The organism is Pantoea dispersa (assembly GCF_019890955.1).
GTDB classification, from domain to species: Bacteria; Pseudomonadota; Gammaproteobacteria; order Enterobacterales; family Enterobacteriaceae; genus Pantoea; species Pantoea dispersa.
The window spans coordinates 175,775-191,590 of the sequence record NZ_CP082346.1 but is presented as its reverse complement, the minus strand read 5'-3'; the positions used below and the strand labels follow the sequence as shown (position 1 = coordinate 191,590).

The window sequence follows — 15,816 nt, the reverse complement described above, 5'->3', positions numbered from 1 at the left end:
TTACAACTTGTTCAAAGCGTTTTTAGAAGCTTGATTTAAATAGATTAATTAGCCAAAGCGCAGCGTTTTTGCTGGTAAAACAGCGGATCACCGGCGTTGATTCTGCGCCTGCGACGGGCGTAATCTGTGGCGACAAAATCATAAAAAACACCATCGCAAAATGATCGTACGTCCTCATCAACACTGGTTTCTCCGGTTGTTTGACTGGCACGGCTCAGTGCTGTCTCGCATTGCGTTCCGCCTGTCGCTTAACCTGCTGATGTCAGTGATCGCCATTCTGGGTTATCCCTGGTATTCCACGCTCGGCATTCACCTGACCACCGCACCGTTCAGCCTGATTGGCGTGTCGATCGCCATCTTTCTTGGCTTTCGCAATAACGCCAGCTACGCACGCTTTATCGAGGCGCGCACGCTGTGGGGCAATATGCACATCACTCAGCGCTCGCTGCTGCGCCAGGTGAAAACGCTGCGCGGACTGCGTGCGGAACAGGTGCAGGAGTTTATCGGGCTGCAGCTGGCATTTAGCTGGAGCCTGAAACACCGGCTGCGTAAAACCGATGCCCAGGCCGATCTGCAGCGGTTGCTACCGCCCGTGTGGCACGCCGCGGTGCTCGGCCATCCGATGCCGACCTCGCAAATCATGTTATGCATGGGCGAATGGCTGGCGCAGCGGCGTGATGAGGGATTAGTGACGGATATCGTCTGGCAGAGTATTGATGACAACCTTAACCATTTGTCGGCGTATCTGGGTGGCTGCGACCGGCTGGCCAGCACACCGATTCCCTTCGCCTACAGCCTGATTCTGCACCGCACGGTGTATCTGTTCTGCACCCTGCTGCCGTTCGCGCTGGTGGCGGATTTGCACCTGATGACGCCGCTGGTGTCGGTGTTTATTTCGTATACCTTTTTGTCGCTGGAGTCGCTGGCGGAGGAGCTGGAAGATCCGTTCGGCACCGCGCCCAATCACCTGCCGCTGGACGCGCTATGCGTGAATATCGAACGCAATCTGAAAGCGATGAACAACGATTTCCCGCTGCCGGCAGCGAGCCAGCCGGACCGGTATTTTAATCTGACGTGACGGCACGGGCTGATTCAATCGCCATGGTCGCTGAGCGCACCGCATCGTAGCGGCGCGATTTATCGCGCTAATCCGACCGCTGCGCCGCTGTTTTTTGCGCAATAAATTGCGCCGCTACGATTCGTGCGGCATTTTATTTCTGCACCATCATCCTGCACACATTGTAGCGGCGCGATTTATCGCGCTAATCCGACCGCTGCACCGCTGTTTTTGCGCAATAAATTGCGCCGCTACGGTTCGTGCGGAGGGTTACTGCAGCGCCGTTGCAAGCACTCCTGGATTGATGCGCCAGTAAAGAAGTTAACCCAGCTTATCCAGCCAGCGGACATACGCCTGGTCCCACAGCGCGGCGGGGGTGCCGGCTTTACCGAGGCCAAAGCCGTGGCCGCCGCTGCTCAGTTCAATCAGCTCAACCGGCACGCGCATCCGGCGGCAGGCGTCGCGCATCAGCTCGGTGTTATGAGGGTTGGAGGTATGATCGTCCTCCGCCTGCGCCAGGAAGGTTGGCGGGTAGGCACGGGTGACGTAATTTTGTACTGACCAGTTGGCTTCCTGGGTCGGCGTGGCGTCATTGCCCACGATCATCTGGTGAGTACGGGTGTGCTGATACGGCGCTTCAAGGGTGATAACCGGGTAAATCAGCCCGACGCTGTCTGCGGTTGGCCGGATGTCATCCAGCGAATCCTGCGGTGAATAGGTGACGAAGTCAGGCCGCGCTGCCGCCATGCCGAGCAGATGGCCGCCAGCCGAAAAGCCCAGCAGATGCACCTTGTTTTCCATGGCGCGCACCATGCGAATCGCGCGCTGCGCATCCTGCAGCGGCGCCAGTCTGCCGGCCTGCCACTTTTCACCCGGCAGTCGGTAGCTCAGCACGTAGGCAGTATACCCGTTGGCATTAAGCCAGCGCGCGACCGGCCAGGCTTCGCGCCCCATGCCGATAAAACGGTAGCCGCCACCAGCCGCAACGATCACCGCTTCGCCGTTGGGATTCTCCGGACGAAAGCGCTGAATGGCGGGAGAAACGATATTGGTCCATGAACCGTTAGCGCTGACTTTCAGCAGGCCAGACGGACCGCCGCCACCCGGTGGGTCGTCCGGCCAGAGCGGAATAATGTCATCCCGGGCAAACAGTTTGCCCGCCGTCATGGAGAGTACGGTTGCTCCGCTAGCCAACAGAAAACGACGCCGTGTAATCATCTTGCCCAGTAGCCGGTATGGAAAATGCGCCAGCCCGGAGGCGGCGTCTCATTATGTGATGCAGGTCCTGTTTCAATCTGGCGATAATGTACGCATTTCGTACAAAAAAGCCATAAAAAAACGCGCCAGAAAAGGCGCGTATTCATGAAGAGAAGGGAAAATTAATCCTGCTGCTGGAATTGGGTCATCACCGTCTGCTCACACTGCTGCTGATCGTGGCGCAGCTTCGCCCGCTCTTCTTCACCCAGTTCCAGCCAGCCGTTAACCACTTCCTGCGCGGTTTCCTCGTTGAAGGAGGGTTTGTTCATGGCCGACGGTGACTGGCTGGCCGCCAGCTGTGACTTCATTTTCTCAGTGTAGCTCTGCATGTCACCGGTTTTCTGCTCCCCGCTAACAATGTGGCACAGCTGGCTGGCGTAGATATTCTCCTGCGCGTCGGCATCCGTATCATCCGCCAGCGCGCTGGCAGACAGCGACAGCCCTACCAGGGCGATAAGCAATGCTTTCATAATAAGCTCCCGTTATTTCCAGAAAATCACGTTTCGTCTTGCTGCGCGCGTGCCGCCTGCCGGGCAGCACGCCAGTTCAGTAGCGGCGTCACCGTGATGCCGTGCAGCACAATGCTGCACACCACCAGCGTCAGCGCCATGTCCATCATCTGTTCCGCCTGCGGGCCCTGCAGGCCGTGCACCCAGGCATAAGCAATATAATTGATACTGCCGATGCCGCGAATCCCCAGCCAGCCAATCAGCATCCGCCGCATAAACGGCATCTCGCAGCGCCAGGTGGTCAGCCATACCGCCAGCGGTCGCACCACCACAAACAGCAGCAGCGCCAGGCCGATGCCGGTGAGATTCCAGTGATGCGCCAGCGTAATGCCCAGCACCACCATCATCGCTGCCGCCAGCAGGCGTTCGATAGTATCACCAAACGACAGCGCATCGCCGACCACCAGGCCGACCGATTTCACCGGGCTGCCGCCCCCCTGCTTCAGTCGCTGGTTAGGATTGACCAGCACCTCTGCCGGCAGGTAGCGCTTCTCTTCCGGTAAATCTTCCAGTGGAAAGCGTTTAGTCACGCGCAGCTCGGCGCGGCGTAAGCCAACGCCTGCTGCAAAAGTGGCAAGGAAGCCAGACGCATCCACCGACTGCGCCGCCGCGTAGCTCAGGGCGATCAGCGCCAGCGCGAGGAAATCATTGGGCGCCACGTCGTGATGCGCGCTACGCAGATGGGTCGCCAGCTGGCCGATCAGCCGGCCAAGCAGATAACCAATCGCCAGCCCGCCGCCAATCGCCCACACCACATCGCGCGCTGCCCAGCCGCCCAGCAGCTCCAGACTGAAGGCGCCCGGATGCATCAGCAGCAGCGCCAGCATCAGCAGCGGCAGCGCTGAACCATCGTTCATGCCGGCCTCGCTGGAGAGCGCCACGCGCAGCGCATCGTCATCGCGCGCATCGTTAACGGAGATCAGGCTGGCAAGCACCGGGTCGGTCGGGGCAACAATGGCGCCAAACGCCAGCGACAGCGGCCAGCCAAAGCCGGTAATCCAGTGAATCAGGCAGGCCATGCCGCCGACGGTCAGCAGCATCGCCGGAAAAGCCAGCCGCAGCCCGACGCGCCACGCGTGCGCGCTCATCGGCAGACGCAGCTTGAGCCCGGTGATAAACAGCGAGGCGGCCATGGTGATTTCGGTGATATGGGCGGCGAGCTCGGCGTGGCCGATAATGTCGATTTGCAGCAGATTAAGCATCCACGGGCCGCACAGAATGCCCGCGAACAGGTAGAGACCAAACGACGTCACCGGCCCCCGGTGAATCCAGCCGGAAGCCAGTGACATCAAAAGTAGCAGACCGCCAGTAAGGGCGGTCCAGGCCAGGAAGTTCATAACGCTCCGTTTTTAAATAACATTCTCCTTTAAGCCTGGCACAGGATCGTGAATTAGTTTTGCAGATGGCGACTGGCGAGACGAATCAGCAGCGCAAGCACAGCGGCAGCCGTCGCAAGGCTGACCACGCCATTCCAGCCGAAATGGGCCAGCGCCAGGCTGCCGAGCGCCGCGCCGGTCGCCATACCGATAAACACCACGGTGAACATCAGCGCATTGAGGCGGCTGCGCGCTTCCGGCGCCAGGCTGTAGACCAGCGTCTGATGCGCTACCAGCGTGGCCTGCACGCCAAGGTCAAAGCCGATGGTGCTGAGGATAATCAGGCCAAGCTGCGCCGGCACCGGCAGCACCGGCAGCAGGAACATCAGGGCAAACGACACCATCACCAGCGTGGCGCCATACTGGGTGACACGCGCCGGGCCGATGCGGTCGGCAAAACTGCCCGCCAGCGGCGCGGCCAGCGCCCCGGCGGCACCGGCCAGACCGAAGGCCCCTGCCACGGCGCTGTCGAGATGGAAGCGATCGCTCAGCATCAGCGCCAGGGTAGACCAGAAGGCGCTAAAACTTACCGACAGCAGGCCCTGCGCCAGCGCCGCGCGGCGCAGCGTCTGGTGATGCTGCCACAGATGCGCCAGCGACAGCAGCAGACGCGGATAGCTCACCGTGGTGCCCGGCGTAAAGCGTGGCAGCGCGCGCCACAGCGCCAGACTGCTCAGCAGCACCGCCGCCGCCGCCATCATGTACATGGTGCGCCAGCCCAGATACTCCGCCACCACGCCGCTCACCACGCGCGACAGCAGAATGCCGACCAGCAGCCCGGTCATCACCGTGCCGACGGTTTTGCCACGGCTGCGCTCCGGTGCCAGCGCCGCCGACGCCGGCACTATGTCCTGCGCCACGGTAGCGGTTAATCCGGTAACAAAGCTGGCAATCAGCAACGCATTGATGCCGCCGGAAAAGCCGCACAGCAGCAGCGCGGCGACCAGCAGCAAGCCTTTTACCAGAATGATGGTGCGGCGATCGTGGCGGTCACCGAGCGGGGCCAGCAGCAGAATCCCCAGCGCGTAACCGGCCTGGGTTAGCATCGGCACCATACCAACGCTGCCGATGCCCACATTGAACTGTTTACTGATGATATCCAGCATCGGCTGGCTGTAGTAAATCGATGCCACGCTGAGACCGGCACCGGCCGCCAGCGTAAACACCAGCGGTGCCGGCAGCTTTTCAGCAGGCATGGCAGAAGATTGAGACATGGCAGACATAGTGGTTTTCCCCCGTGATGATGCGCTTATTAAAGCGCGTTGCGGCCATACGCGGTAGACTGCTATGACACAGAACTGTTATGCATGGTACGTATGAGCACACTCACCAGCGTTGACCGCATCGAACTGATGCAGACGTTTATCCGCATTGTTGAAAGCGGCTCGCTGTCGGCGGCCGCGGCGCAGCTCGGCACCACCCAACCCACCGTGAGTCGCCGTCTGCAGGCGCTGGAGCAGCGGCTAGGCCTGAAACTGATTTTACGCACCACCCATGCGCTGAAACTCACCGACGACGGAGAGCGCTGCTATGCCCAGGCACGGCAGCTGGTGGCCACCTGGCACGCGCTGGAAGATGAGTTAACCGGCGCGAATGACGACCCGATCGGCACGCTGCGCGTGCGTGCGCCGCATGCGTTTGGTCAGGATCAGTTGATTGCGCCGCTGATGGATTATCTGCAGCGCTATCCGCGCCTGGCAGTGGAGTGGATGCTCAATGACCGCACGCCGGACTTTGTCAGTGAAAACGTTGACTGCGCCATTCAGGTCGGCGCGCCCACCGATCCGTCGGTGGTGGCAGTGCTGCTGGCGGAAGTGCCGCGCTTTGTCGTTGCGGCACCGGCGCTGCTGGCGGCTCATGCGCCGGTGAAAGAGGTTACCCAGCTGACGCAGCTGCCGTGGCTGGCGCTGACCAGTTTTTATCGTAACGAAATTGCGCTGCAGCGTCTCAGCGACGGCCAGCCGATCAACCTGGCGATTGCCCCGCGCCTCGCCAGCGATAGCCTGTACGCGGTGCGCAAAGCCGCGCTGGCGGGCATGGGCGCCGCGATTGTGTCGTCATGGGTGGTGCAGGAGGATTTAGCCAGTGGCGCGCTGGTACAGCTGGTGCCCGACTGGCAGGCGCCGCCGCTGCCGGTGTGGCTGACCTACCCGTGGGCCAGTTATTATCCGGCCCGCCTGCAGCATTTTTTCGCGATGATCAGGGACGTGATGCCGCAGCTGACCGGCACGCAGCCGGTGCGGTAAGGGGCCAGGTCGCCATTCGGGTTTTTGTAGGGTGCGCATTCAGGTACAAACCGGCCACATAGGTAACACTTTAGACCGGGCACATGGGTAACAGTTATAAACGGCATAGCAGAGGAGACTCACTATGCCCTGGACTGAGACTGTTACCATGCAACGCCTTGAATTCATCCTCGCCTGCCAGGCAGGCGGGGAATCCATGACGCAGCTGTGTCACCGCCACGGCATCAGCCGCAAAACCGGCTACAAGTGGCTCAGCCGCTTTAACCCCGGCGAGCTCTCCTCGCTTGAAAATCTCTCCCGCGCCCGCCATCTCCAGCCCGATAAAATCGCCCCCGACATCACCGCGCGCCTCGTTCAGTTCCGCCAGCAGCACCCCGACTGGGGGCCAAAAAAAATCCGCCACTGGTTCCTCAGCAACGGCGCTGACTTCAGCGTCCCTGCCGCCAGCACTATCGGCGACCTGCTGAAGGCGGCGGGAATGGTTCAGCCGCGGACGCCGCGCAAGCGAACGCCGGGCAACCTGCGCAGCCTCACGACGCCCGTGAGGAATAACCACGTCTGGAGCGCTGATTTTAAAGGGCGCTTCCGCCTGAAAGACGGCAGCTGGTGCCGCCCCTTCACGCTTACCGATAACCACAGCCGCTACCTGCTGTCCTGCGAGCCGGGCACGTCGGAGACCACGGTGTTCGTGCGCGGCTGCATGGAAAGGGCCTTCCTGGAAGGCGGGCTGCCCGACGTTATCCGCACCGACAACGGCTCGCCCTTCGTTGCGCCGGGCATTCTCGCGCTGACGCAGCTGAGCGTGTGGCTGATAAAGCTGGGGATACAGCCGGAAAGAACCGCGCCGGGCTGTCCGGGGCAGAACGCCCGCCACGAGCGGATGCACCGGTCGCTGAAGGTCGCCATGAGCCACCACGACGTCTTTGGCTCGCTGCCGGAGCAGCAGGCGTGGTGCAGCGGATGGCGGAACGAGTTCAATCAGGAAAAGCCGCATGAGGCGCACGGGCAGCAGCCGCCCGCGAAAATATGGACGCCTTCACCGCGAAGATGGGACGGAAAAGTGCCGGAGGTGGGCTATCCGGAGGGGGCGAAGCTGTACAAAGTCGGTGAAAAAGGCGACCTGAGGCTGAACGGGCGAACCTTCCTGAGCGCGGCGTTACGGGGGGAATACGTGCGGTTCCTGGAAGTGGACGACGGCATTGACGTCATCCTCTTCGACAGGCTCATCCTTGCGTATTATGACCGGGCAGAAAAGCGTATTATCCGGATCGACTGACCACAAAAAGTGTTACCTGTGTGCCCGGTCTGATCTGTTACCCATGTGCCCGGTCGTACCTTCATGCGCACCTGCTGCAACTGGCCAGGTCGCCATGAATGGCGACCCTACGGGACACTGCGGTTTTTGTAGGGTGCGCATTCATGCGCACCTGGTACAACTGGCCAGGTCGCCATGAATGGCGACCCTACGGGGCACTGCGGGTTTTTTACAGGGTGCGCATTGATGCGCACCTGGTGCAATGGGTTAGCTCGTGCGTGAAGAGTCACGATTTCTTTTCAATCTTCGACATATTATCCAGCCAGCCCATCACAAAGGCCGACAGCACGAAGGTCAGGTGGATGATCACGTACCACATCAGCTTTTCGTTGGCGACGTTGCGCGCATCCATAAAAATACGCAGCAGGTGAATCGATGAGATCGCCACAATCGAAGCTGCCACTTTGTTTTTCAGCGAGCCGGAATCCATCTTGCCGAGCCAGCTTAGCTTCTCTTTGCTTTCATCAATATCCAGCTTGGAGACAAAGTTCTCATAGCCGGACAGCATCACCATGACCAGCAGGCCACCGACCAGCGTCATGTCCACCAGCGACAGCAGCAGCAGAATCAGATCGTTTTCCGCGATGCTGAGAATGTTGGGCAGCAGGTGAAAAATTTCCTGAAAAAATTTAACCGTCAGCGCCAGCAGCCCCAGCGAAAGTCCAATGTAAACCGGTGCCAGCAGCCAGCGCGATGCATACATCAGGTTTTCGGTAAAACGTTCCATAAGTTCCCATTTATCAACAGACAAGCCATCGAGTATAACCGAACTTATGTGAAGTTATTTCAGTGCTTCTTCAGAAATTTCAGGCGCGGCCGGCAGCGGCAGCGACAGGCGAAACACCGCCCCGCCCTGCGGCCGGTTTTCCGCCCAGATGCGTCCGCGATGCGACTCAATAATGGTTTTGCTGATGGCCAGCCCCAGCCCGACGCCCGGCACGGCCGACTCCTTGTCGCCGCGGGCAAACTTGTCAAAAATGCGCGTCAGATTCTCTGGCGCAATGCCCGGTCCGTTATCCCAGACGGCGATCTCCAGCCGCGCTTTATCGCGCCAGGCGCGAATGCCGTGCTGCGCGGCATTGCCGGCATACTTCAGGCTGTTTTCGATCAGGTTAGTAAACACCCGCTCCAGCATCGCGCTGTCGCCTTTGATCAGCACCAGCTCCGGCGGTAAATCCAGCGTAAAGTCGTGCCCTTTCAGCGACGGTCCCATGCTGCTTAGCGCGCCGCCAATCACCTCGTCCAGCGCCACCCACTCTTCGCGCAGGTTGAGCCCGCCGGACTGAATGCGCGCCATATCCAGCATGTTACTCACCAGCCGGATGGTGCTCAGCGTCTGTTCGCGGATCTGATTGGCCTGGCCGACGTATTTCGACTGCTCGCTGGCGAGGTCCAGCATCAGCATCTCTGCCTGGCCAAACAGCACCGTCAGCGGCGTGCGCAGATCGTGGGACAGCGCCGACAGCAGCGCATTACGCAGCTGCTCGCGCTCGGCGGCCAGCCGTGACGCGGCTTCGCTGTGCGACAGCGCCATGCGTTCCAGCGCGTTGGCAATCAGCACCGTAAAGGTCTCCACCAGCCGCTGCTGTTCGGGAATCATCAGCTGGCGCAGGTTGTCCGGCTCAACCACCAGCAGGCCGCGGCAGTGCGCCCCGCTTTTCAGCGGCAGAATCTGGTACGGCACCGCCGGTAACGTATCGGTGCCGGCACCGGCCGGTTGCCCTTTGCTGTAGCTCCATTTAGCAATGCCGAGGTCGGGCGGCGTCCCGATGGTGCTTTCACCCGCCGACTGCAGCTCACCCTGTTCGTCGGGCAACAGCAGCTGGCTGCGCGCCTGCAGCGTCACCTCAATAACGCGCTGGCTGGTAGCAGCGATATCCTGCGGCGTCAGCGCGCTGCCGAGCGACTTCGCCATCTCATACAGATGACGCGCGCGCTGTTCACGGTAGCGCGCCACCCGCGCCTGATAGCGCACGCCGGCGGTGAGATTGCCGACAATCACCCCGACCGCCAGCATCACCGCAAAGGTCACCAGATATTGCAGATCCGATACCGCCACCGTGCCGGTGGGGGCCACAAACACCAGGTCGAAGGCCAGAATATTGATTACCGTGGCGAACACCGACGGCCAGCGGCCAAAGCGCAGCGCCACCAGCACCACCGCCAGCAGATAGATCATCACCGCGTTGGCGGTATCAAATTCCACCAGCCACCAGCGGCCGATCAGCGTCACCAGCACGCACAGCGCGATCGCCATCAGACACCCACGCAGGTGCAGCCGCCATTTCTCGCCGCTGGCACGCTGGCCGCTCAGGGCCGCTGGCACATCGCGCACCGGCTCATCCAGCGCCACCACTAGCAGGTCGAGCTCCGGCCCCAGCTCGCCGAGACGCTGGGCAAAGCTGTCGCGTCGCCAGCGCCGCTGCGGCTGGCGGCCGGTGACGATTTTGCCGAGATTGTGCTCGCGCGCATAGCGCAGCACCGCACGCGCCTCGTCCGGATCGGACAGCGTGGCGGTCTCCGCGCCCAGCTCCTGCGCCAGCTGCAGCGTGCGCAGAATGGCGCGCCTCTGCGCTTCCGGCAGTCGGTTGAGGCGCGGCGTTTCCACATACACCGCATGCCACTCACTGCCGAGACGGGCAGCGAGACGGGCGGCGGTGCGTACCAGCTTTTCACTGCCGGTGTCGTCACCGATGCACAGCAGAATCGCGTCGCGCGTGTGCCACACTTTGTCGCGCCCCTGCTGATCGCGCCAGGCGCGCATCTGATCGTCTACCCGGTCGGCCGTGCGGCGCAGCGCCAGTTCACGCAGCGCGAACAGGTTGCCTTTGCGGAAGAAATTTTCGATGGCGCGCTCGGCGCGGTCGCCGACGTACACTTTGCCCTCTTTCAGCCGCTGACGCAGATCGTCCGGCGGCAGATCCACCAGCACCACTTCATCGGCGCTGTCGAAAAAGGGATCGGGTACGGTTTCGCGCACCTGAATGCCGGTGACGCCGCCTACCACGTCATTCAGGCTCTCCAGATGCTGCACGTTGACGGTGGTAATCACGTCGATACCGGCATCCAGCAGCTCTTCAATGTCCTGCCAGCGCTTGGGATGGCGCGAGCCCTGTACGTTGGTGTGCGCCAGTTCATCCATCAGGATCACCGCCGGATGGCGCGCCAGCGCGGCGTCGAGGTCGAATTCCGCATGGCGCGACCGACCAGTGGCGCGCCGCGCCAGCACCGCCAGTCCCTGCAGCAGCGCGGCGGTCTCTTCACGGCCGTGGGTTTCGACCACGCCAGCCAGCACGTCCAGCCCCTGCGCACGCAGGCGCTGCGCCTCCTGCAGCATGGCGTAGGTTTTCCCTACGCCCGCACAGGCGCCGAAGTAGATTTTCAGTTTACCGCGATGGCTGTCGCTGTGATTGAGCAGCAGGGCATCGGGATCGGGGCGCGGTAATTCGTCGTTCATGCGAGGTCCATTTTTATCGCGTGCACCAATGCGGCATTGCGCAATAAATTGCGCCGCTACGGTATGTGCACATTTTTGTAGCGGCGCGATTCTTCGCGCGGTTTGAAACTATCCTTGCAAATCATCCAGCGCCATATTCAGCCGCAGCACGTTCACCGTTTCTTCGCCGATAAACGGCAGCAGCGGGCGCTCGGTGTTGCGCGCAATCAGCGCCTCGACGTCTTTCAGCGTCATGTTGCGCGCTGCCGCAACGCGCGGTGCCTGCCACAGCGCCGCTTCAGGGGAGATGTCCGGATCCAGGCCGCTGCCTGAAGCGGTTACCAGCTCCACCGGCACCGCTGCCGGCGCCTGCGGATTGGCAGCGCGCAGCGCAGCGACCCGCTCCGCCACCGCTTTATCCAGCGCCGGATTACTGGCGGCAAGGTTGCTGCCGCCTGACGCCTGCGCGTTGTACGGCACGTCGCTGGTGGCCGATGGACGGCCCCAGAAGTGCCCCGGCTGGCTGAACGCCTGACCGATCTGCTCTGAGCCGCGCACCGCGCCGTCGCGCTCAATCAGCGAACCGTTGGCCTGCGACGGAAACCACCACTGCGCCAGGCCGGTGGTCAGCAGCGGATAGACCGCGCCGGTCAGCAGGGTAAGCAGCACTAACAATACTATAGCCGGACGTAACTGACTCATTTCTCTTCTCCTTACACCAGGCCCGACAGCGTCAGCAGCAGGTCGATCGCTTTAATGCCAATAAACGGCACCACTAAACCGCCTGCGCCATAAATCCACAGATTGCGCCGCAGCAGCGCTGCCGCGCTCATCGGCCGATAGCTCACGCCTTTCAGCGCCAGCGGAATCAAAAACACAATCACCAGCGCGTTGAAGATCACCGCCGACAGAATCGCCGAGGCCGGTGAATGCAGCGCCATCACGTTCAGCATATTGAGCTGCGGATAGGTCACGGCAAACGCCGCCGGGATGATGGCGAAGTATTTCGCCACATCGTTGGCGATACTGAAGGTGGTAAGCGAACCGCGCGTCATCAGCATCTGTTTGCCGATGTGCACTACTTCCAGCAGTTTGGTCGGGTTCGAGTCAAGATCGACCATGTTGCCCGCCTCTTTCGCCGCCTGGGTACCGGAGTTCATCGCCACCGCCACGTCGGCCTGCGCCAGCGCGGGCGCATCGTTGGTGCCGTCGCCGGTCATCGCCACCAGGCGCCCTTCCGCCTGATACTGGCGAATCAGCGCCAGCTTGGCTTCCGGCGTCGCTTCCGACAGGAAGTCATCGACACCGGCTTCCGCCGCAATCGCCGCGGCGGTTAACGGGTTATCACCGGTGATCATCACCGTTTTGATGCCCATCTTGCGCAACTCGGCGAAACGTTCCTTAATGCCGCCTTTAACGATGTCCTTCAACGCCACCACGCCCAGCACCTGCGCGCCTTCGGCCACCACCAGCGGCGTACCGCCGGCGCGCGCCACCTCTTCTACCCGGGCATTAACCTCAGCCGGGAAGCTGCCGTGGCTGGCTTCGATATGACGGCGTACCGCGTCGACAGCGCCTTTGCGGATCAGGCGATCCTGTACGTTGACGCCGCTCATGCGCGTCTGTGCGGAGAACGGGATAAAGCTGGCGCCCATGCTGCTGAGATCGCGTTCGCGCAGGTTAAATTTCTGCTTCGCCAGCACCACGATGCTGCGCCCTTCCGGCGTCTCATCGGCCAGCGATGCCAGCTGCGCCGCGTCGGCCAGCTGCTGCTCGCTGACGCCCGGCGCGGGCAGGAACTGCGTCGCCTGGCGGTTACCGAGCGTGATGGTGCCGGTTTTGTCCAGCATCAGCACATCCACGTCACCGGCGGCCTCCACGGCGCGCCCGCTGGTGGCGATCACGTTGGCCCCCAGCATACGGCTCATGCCCGCCACGCCAATCGCCGACAGCAGTCCGCCGATAGTGGTGGGAATCAGGCACACCAGCAGCGCCACCAGCACCGTCACGCTAACCGGCGTGCCGCCCCAGGCGGAAAACGGCCACAGCGTGGCGGTCGCCAGCAGGAACACAATGGTCAGCGACACCAGCAGAATGGTCAGGGCGATTTCGTTGGGCGTTTTGCGGCGTTTCGCGCCTTCCACCATGGCGATCATGCGGTCGAGGAAGGTTTCGCCCGGATTGACGCTGCACTGAATCACCAGCCAGTCCGACAGGATGCGCGTCCCGCCGGTCACCGAGGCAAAATCCCCGCCGGATTCACGAATCACCGGTGCCGATTCGCCGGTGATGGCGCTCTCATCCACTGACGCGCCGCCCTCCAGCACTTCACCGTCGCACGGGATGATGTCACCGGCTTCCACCAGCACCACATCGCCTTTGCGCAGCGTATCGGCCGCTACCGGCCGCCACTGCGCACCGTGAAACGGTTCCGCCAGTTTCTTCGCATCGCTGTGCTTGTTCACCCCTTTCAGGCTGTTGGCCTGCGCCTTGCTGCGCCCTTCCGCCAGCGCTTCGGCGAAGTTAGCGAACAGCACGGTAAACCACAGCCAGATGGCGACCGCCGCGGTAAAGCCGGCGCTGCCGTTCAGCTGCCCCGCCGCCATACCGATGGCCAGCAGCGAGGTGAGCACGCTGCCGATCCACACCAGAAACATCACCGGGTTGCGAAACTGTACGCGCGGATCGAGTTTTTTCACCGCATCCAGCATCGCGGTGCGCGTCAGCGCCGCATCAAACAGCGCCAGTTGTTGACGACTCATGATTCCGTTATCCCTGAATAAGTTGCAGATGTTCCGCCACCGGGCCAAGCGCCAGCGCGGGAACGAAGGTCAGCGCACCCACCAGCAGCACGGTGCCCACCAGCAGTGCGATAAACAGCGGGCCGTGAGTCGGCAGCGTGCCGTTGCCCACCGGCTGAATTTTCTTCGCCGCCAGCGAACCGGCAATGGCCAGCACCGGAACGATGATGCCGAAGCGGCCGACCAGCATGCAGAAGCCCAGCAGCAGGTTCCAGAACGGGGTGTTGGCGCTGAGACCGGCGAAGGCGCTGCCGTTGTTGTTGGCCGCCGACGATACCGCATACAGCACCTCACTGAAGCCGTGAATGCCAGGGTTGGCCATACCGGCGCGTCCGGCTTCGGTCATCATCGCCAGCGCAGTACCCAGCAGCACCAGCGTCGGCGTCACCAGAATCGCCAGCGCGGTCATTTTCATCTCCCACACATCGATCTTTTTGCCCATGTACTCCGGCGTACGGCCAATCATCAGACCGGCGATAAACACCCCAAGCAGCACGAACAGCAGCATGCCGTACAAGCCGGCACCGACGCCGCCGAACACCACTTCGCCCAGCTGCATCAGCCACATCGGCACCATGCCGCCCAGCGCAGTGAAGGAGTCATGCATGGCGTTTACCGCACCGCACGACGCCGCAGTGGTGATCACCGCAAACAGGCTGGAGTTGAGAATGCCGAAGCGTGTCTCCTTGCCTTCCATGTTGATCGCGCTATCGGCGCCCAGGGCCAGAAAGTGCGGATTGCCGCGCAGCTCAGCCCACATCACCGCGACCACCGCCAGCACAAACATGATGCTCATGGCCCACAGCAGCATATGGCCCTGACGGCGATCGCCCAGCTGCTGACCAAAGGCAAAGCACAGCGCGGCCGGGATCAGGAAGATGCTCAGCATCTGCACAAAGTTGGTCAGCGCCGTGGGGTTTTCGAACGGATGCGCCGAGTTGGCGTTGAAGAAACCGCCGCCGTTGGTGCCGAGCATTTTGATCGCTTCCTGCGAGGCTACCGGCCCGAGCGGCAGCGTTTGCTGCGCGCCTTCCAGCGTGGTGAAGGCATGATAGGGTTCAAAGTTTTGAATACTGCCCTGGCTGACAAAAAACAGTGCCATCAGCAGGCTAATCGGCAGCAGCACGTAGACGGTGATGCGCGTCAGGTCACGCCAGGCGTTGCCGAGCGTTTCCAGCGAACGGTTGGCAAAACCGCGCATCAGCGCAAACGCCACCGCAATACCGGTTGCCGCCGAAAGGAAGTTTTGCACCGTTAAGCCCGCCATCTGGCTGAAGTAACTCAGCGTGCTCTCGCCCGCGTACGCCTGCCAGTTGGTGTTGGTGACAAAACTGATCGCCGTATTGAGCGCCAGATCCCAGCTCAGGCCAGGCAGATGCTGAGGATTGAGCGGCAGCGCGCCCTGCCCCATCAGCATCGCCAGCAGCAGCACAAAGCCGAGCGCGTTAAACAGCAGGATGGCCAGCAGATAGTGCGGCCAGCGCATCGCCGCGCCGTCAACGCCGGCCAGACGCCACAGCACGCGTTCGCTGCGCGCCAGCAGGGGTTTATCCGCCACCATCAGCGCCAGCAAGCGGCCCAGCGGCTGCGCCAGCACCATCAGCACCAGCAGATAGCACGCAATCAGTAAAAACGCATTCGCCGCCATCAGAATGCCTCCGCATTAAGCAGGGCATAAATCAGGTAGCCCAGTAATAAAAATACCAGCACGATGCCGGCTATCACGCCCACACTCACAGCAACCTCCAGAGGATTTGGTAGTGCAGCAAGCATGCGCGGCGCGGCATAAAGAAGGGGTAAAAAGGCGCAGAGCGGGCGT

General features: G+C 61.8%; 13 protein-coding genes. 3 read left to right on the top strand and 10 right to left on the bottom strand.

The genetic code is table 11. From position 1 onward, the window contains the following. The first annotated feature begins 160 nt into the window (after window positions 1–160). Complete coding sequence (locus K7H94_RS00865; RefSeq protein ID WP_136548031.1) at window positions 161–1,078, top strand: bestrophin family protein; 918 nt, start codon at window positions 161–163, stop codon at window positions 1,076–1,078. 300 nt (window positions 1,079–1,378) lie between these two features. Here the strand turns inward: K7H94_RS00865 and K7H94_RS00860 are convergent, their stop codons facing one another. From K7H94_RS00860 to K7H94_RS00845, 4 genes are all read right to left on the bottom strand, one after another. Further along, window positions 1,379–2,275 carry an alpha/beta hydrolase gene (locus K7H94_RS00860; RefSeq protein WP_058759350.1) on the bottom strand — a complete coding sequence of 299 codons (897 nt, stop codon included), beginning with the start codon at window positions 2,273–2,275 and terminating at the stop codon, window positions 1,379–1,381. Window positions 2,276–2,436: 161 nt separating this feature from the next. Beyond that, window positions 2,437–2,784 (bottom strand): hypothetical protein, encoded by a 348-nt coding sequence (locus tag K7H94_RS00855; protein ID WP_021507870.1) that lies wholly within the window; start codon window positions 2,782–2,784, stop codon window positions 2,437–2,439. A 26-nt stretch (window positions 2,785–2,810) separates the two neighbouring features. Continuing rightward, a complete protein-coding gene (locus K7H94_RS00850; protein WP_215786963.1) occupies window positions 2,811–4,160 on the bottom strand; it encodes a cation:proton antiporter in 1,350 nt (449 codons plus the stop codon). A 53-nt stretch (window positions 4,161–4,213) separates the two neighbouring features. After that, window positions 4,214–5,422 (bottom strand): MFS transporter, encoded by a 1,209-nt coding sequence (locus tag K7H94_RS00845; RefSeq protein WP_031279767.1) that lies wholly within the window; start codon window positions 5,420–5,422, stop codon window positions 4,214–4,216. A 93-nt stretch (window positions 5,423–5,515) separates the two neighbouring features. Between K7H94_RS00845 and K7H94_RS00840 the strand changes: the two genes are divergently transcribed. Both K7H94_RS00840 and K7H94_RS00835 read left to right on the top strand, forming a co-directional pair. Continuing rightward, window positions 5,516–6,445: a LysR family transcriptional regulator gene (locus K7H94_RS00840; RefSeq protein WP_021507873.1), complete on the top strand. Its 930-nt coding sequence runs from the start codon at window positions 5,516–5,518 to the stop codon at window positions 6,443–6,445. Between the two features lie 148 nt (window positions 6,446–6,593). After that, a complete protein-coding gene (locus K7H94_RS00835; RefSeq protein WP_227746447.1) occupies window positions 6,594–7,721 on the top strand; it encodes a DDE-type integrase/transposase/recombinase in 1,128 nt (375 codons plus the stop codon). Window positions 7,722–7,986: 265 nt separating this feature from the next. Here K7H94_RS00835 and K7H94_RS00830 read toward each other — a convergent pair whose 3' ends face one another. From K7H94_RS00830 to kdpF, 6 genes are all read right to left on the bottom strand, one after another. Further along, the gene (locus K7H94_RS00830) at window positions 7,987–8,487 is read right to left on the bottom strand and encodes a TIGR00645 family protein (protein ID WP_222951510.1); all 501 of its coding nucleotides are present in this window, start codon (window positions 8,485–8,487) and stop codon (window positions 7,987–7,989) included. A gap of 54 nt (window positions 8,488–8,541) precedes the next feature. Next, window positions 8,542–11,217, bottom strand: a complete 2,676-nt coding sequence (gene kdpD, locus K7H94_RS00825) for a two-component system sensor histidine kinase KdpD (protein WP_058759352.1) — start codon at window positions 11,215–11,217, stop codon at window positions 8,542–8,544. A 108-nt stretch (window positions 11,218–11,325) separates the two neighbouring features. Continuing rightward, entirely contained in the window at window positions 11,326–11,898 is a 573-nt protein-coding gene (kdpC, locus tag K7H94_RS00820) for a potassium-transporting ATPase subunit KdpC (protein ID WP_021507876.1), read from the bottom strand. 11 nt (window positions 11,899–11,909) lie between these two features. Beyond that, window positions 11,910–13,958, bottom strand: a complete 2,049-nt coding sequence (kdpB, locus tag K7H94_RS00815) for a potassium-transporting ATPase subunit KdpB (RefSeq protein ID WP_058759354.1) — start codon at window positions 13,956–13,958, stop codon at window positions 11,910–11,912. Window positions 13,959–13,965: 7 nt separating this feature from the next. Then, a complete protein-coding gene (kdpA, locus tag K7H94_RS00810) occupies window positions 13,966–15,645 on the bottom strand; it encodes a potassium-transporting ATPase subunit KdpA (protein WP_222951509.1) in 1,680 nt (559 codons plus the stop codon). Further along, entirely contained in the window at window positions 15,645–15,734 is a 90-nt protein-coding gene (kdpF, locus tag K7H94_RS00805) for a K(+)-transporting ATPase subunit F (protein ID WP_021507879.1), read from the bottom strand. The genes kdpA and kdpF overlap by 1 nt, the downstream gene beginning before the upstream one ends. Window positions 15,735–15,816 lie beyond the last annotated feature (82 nt).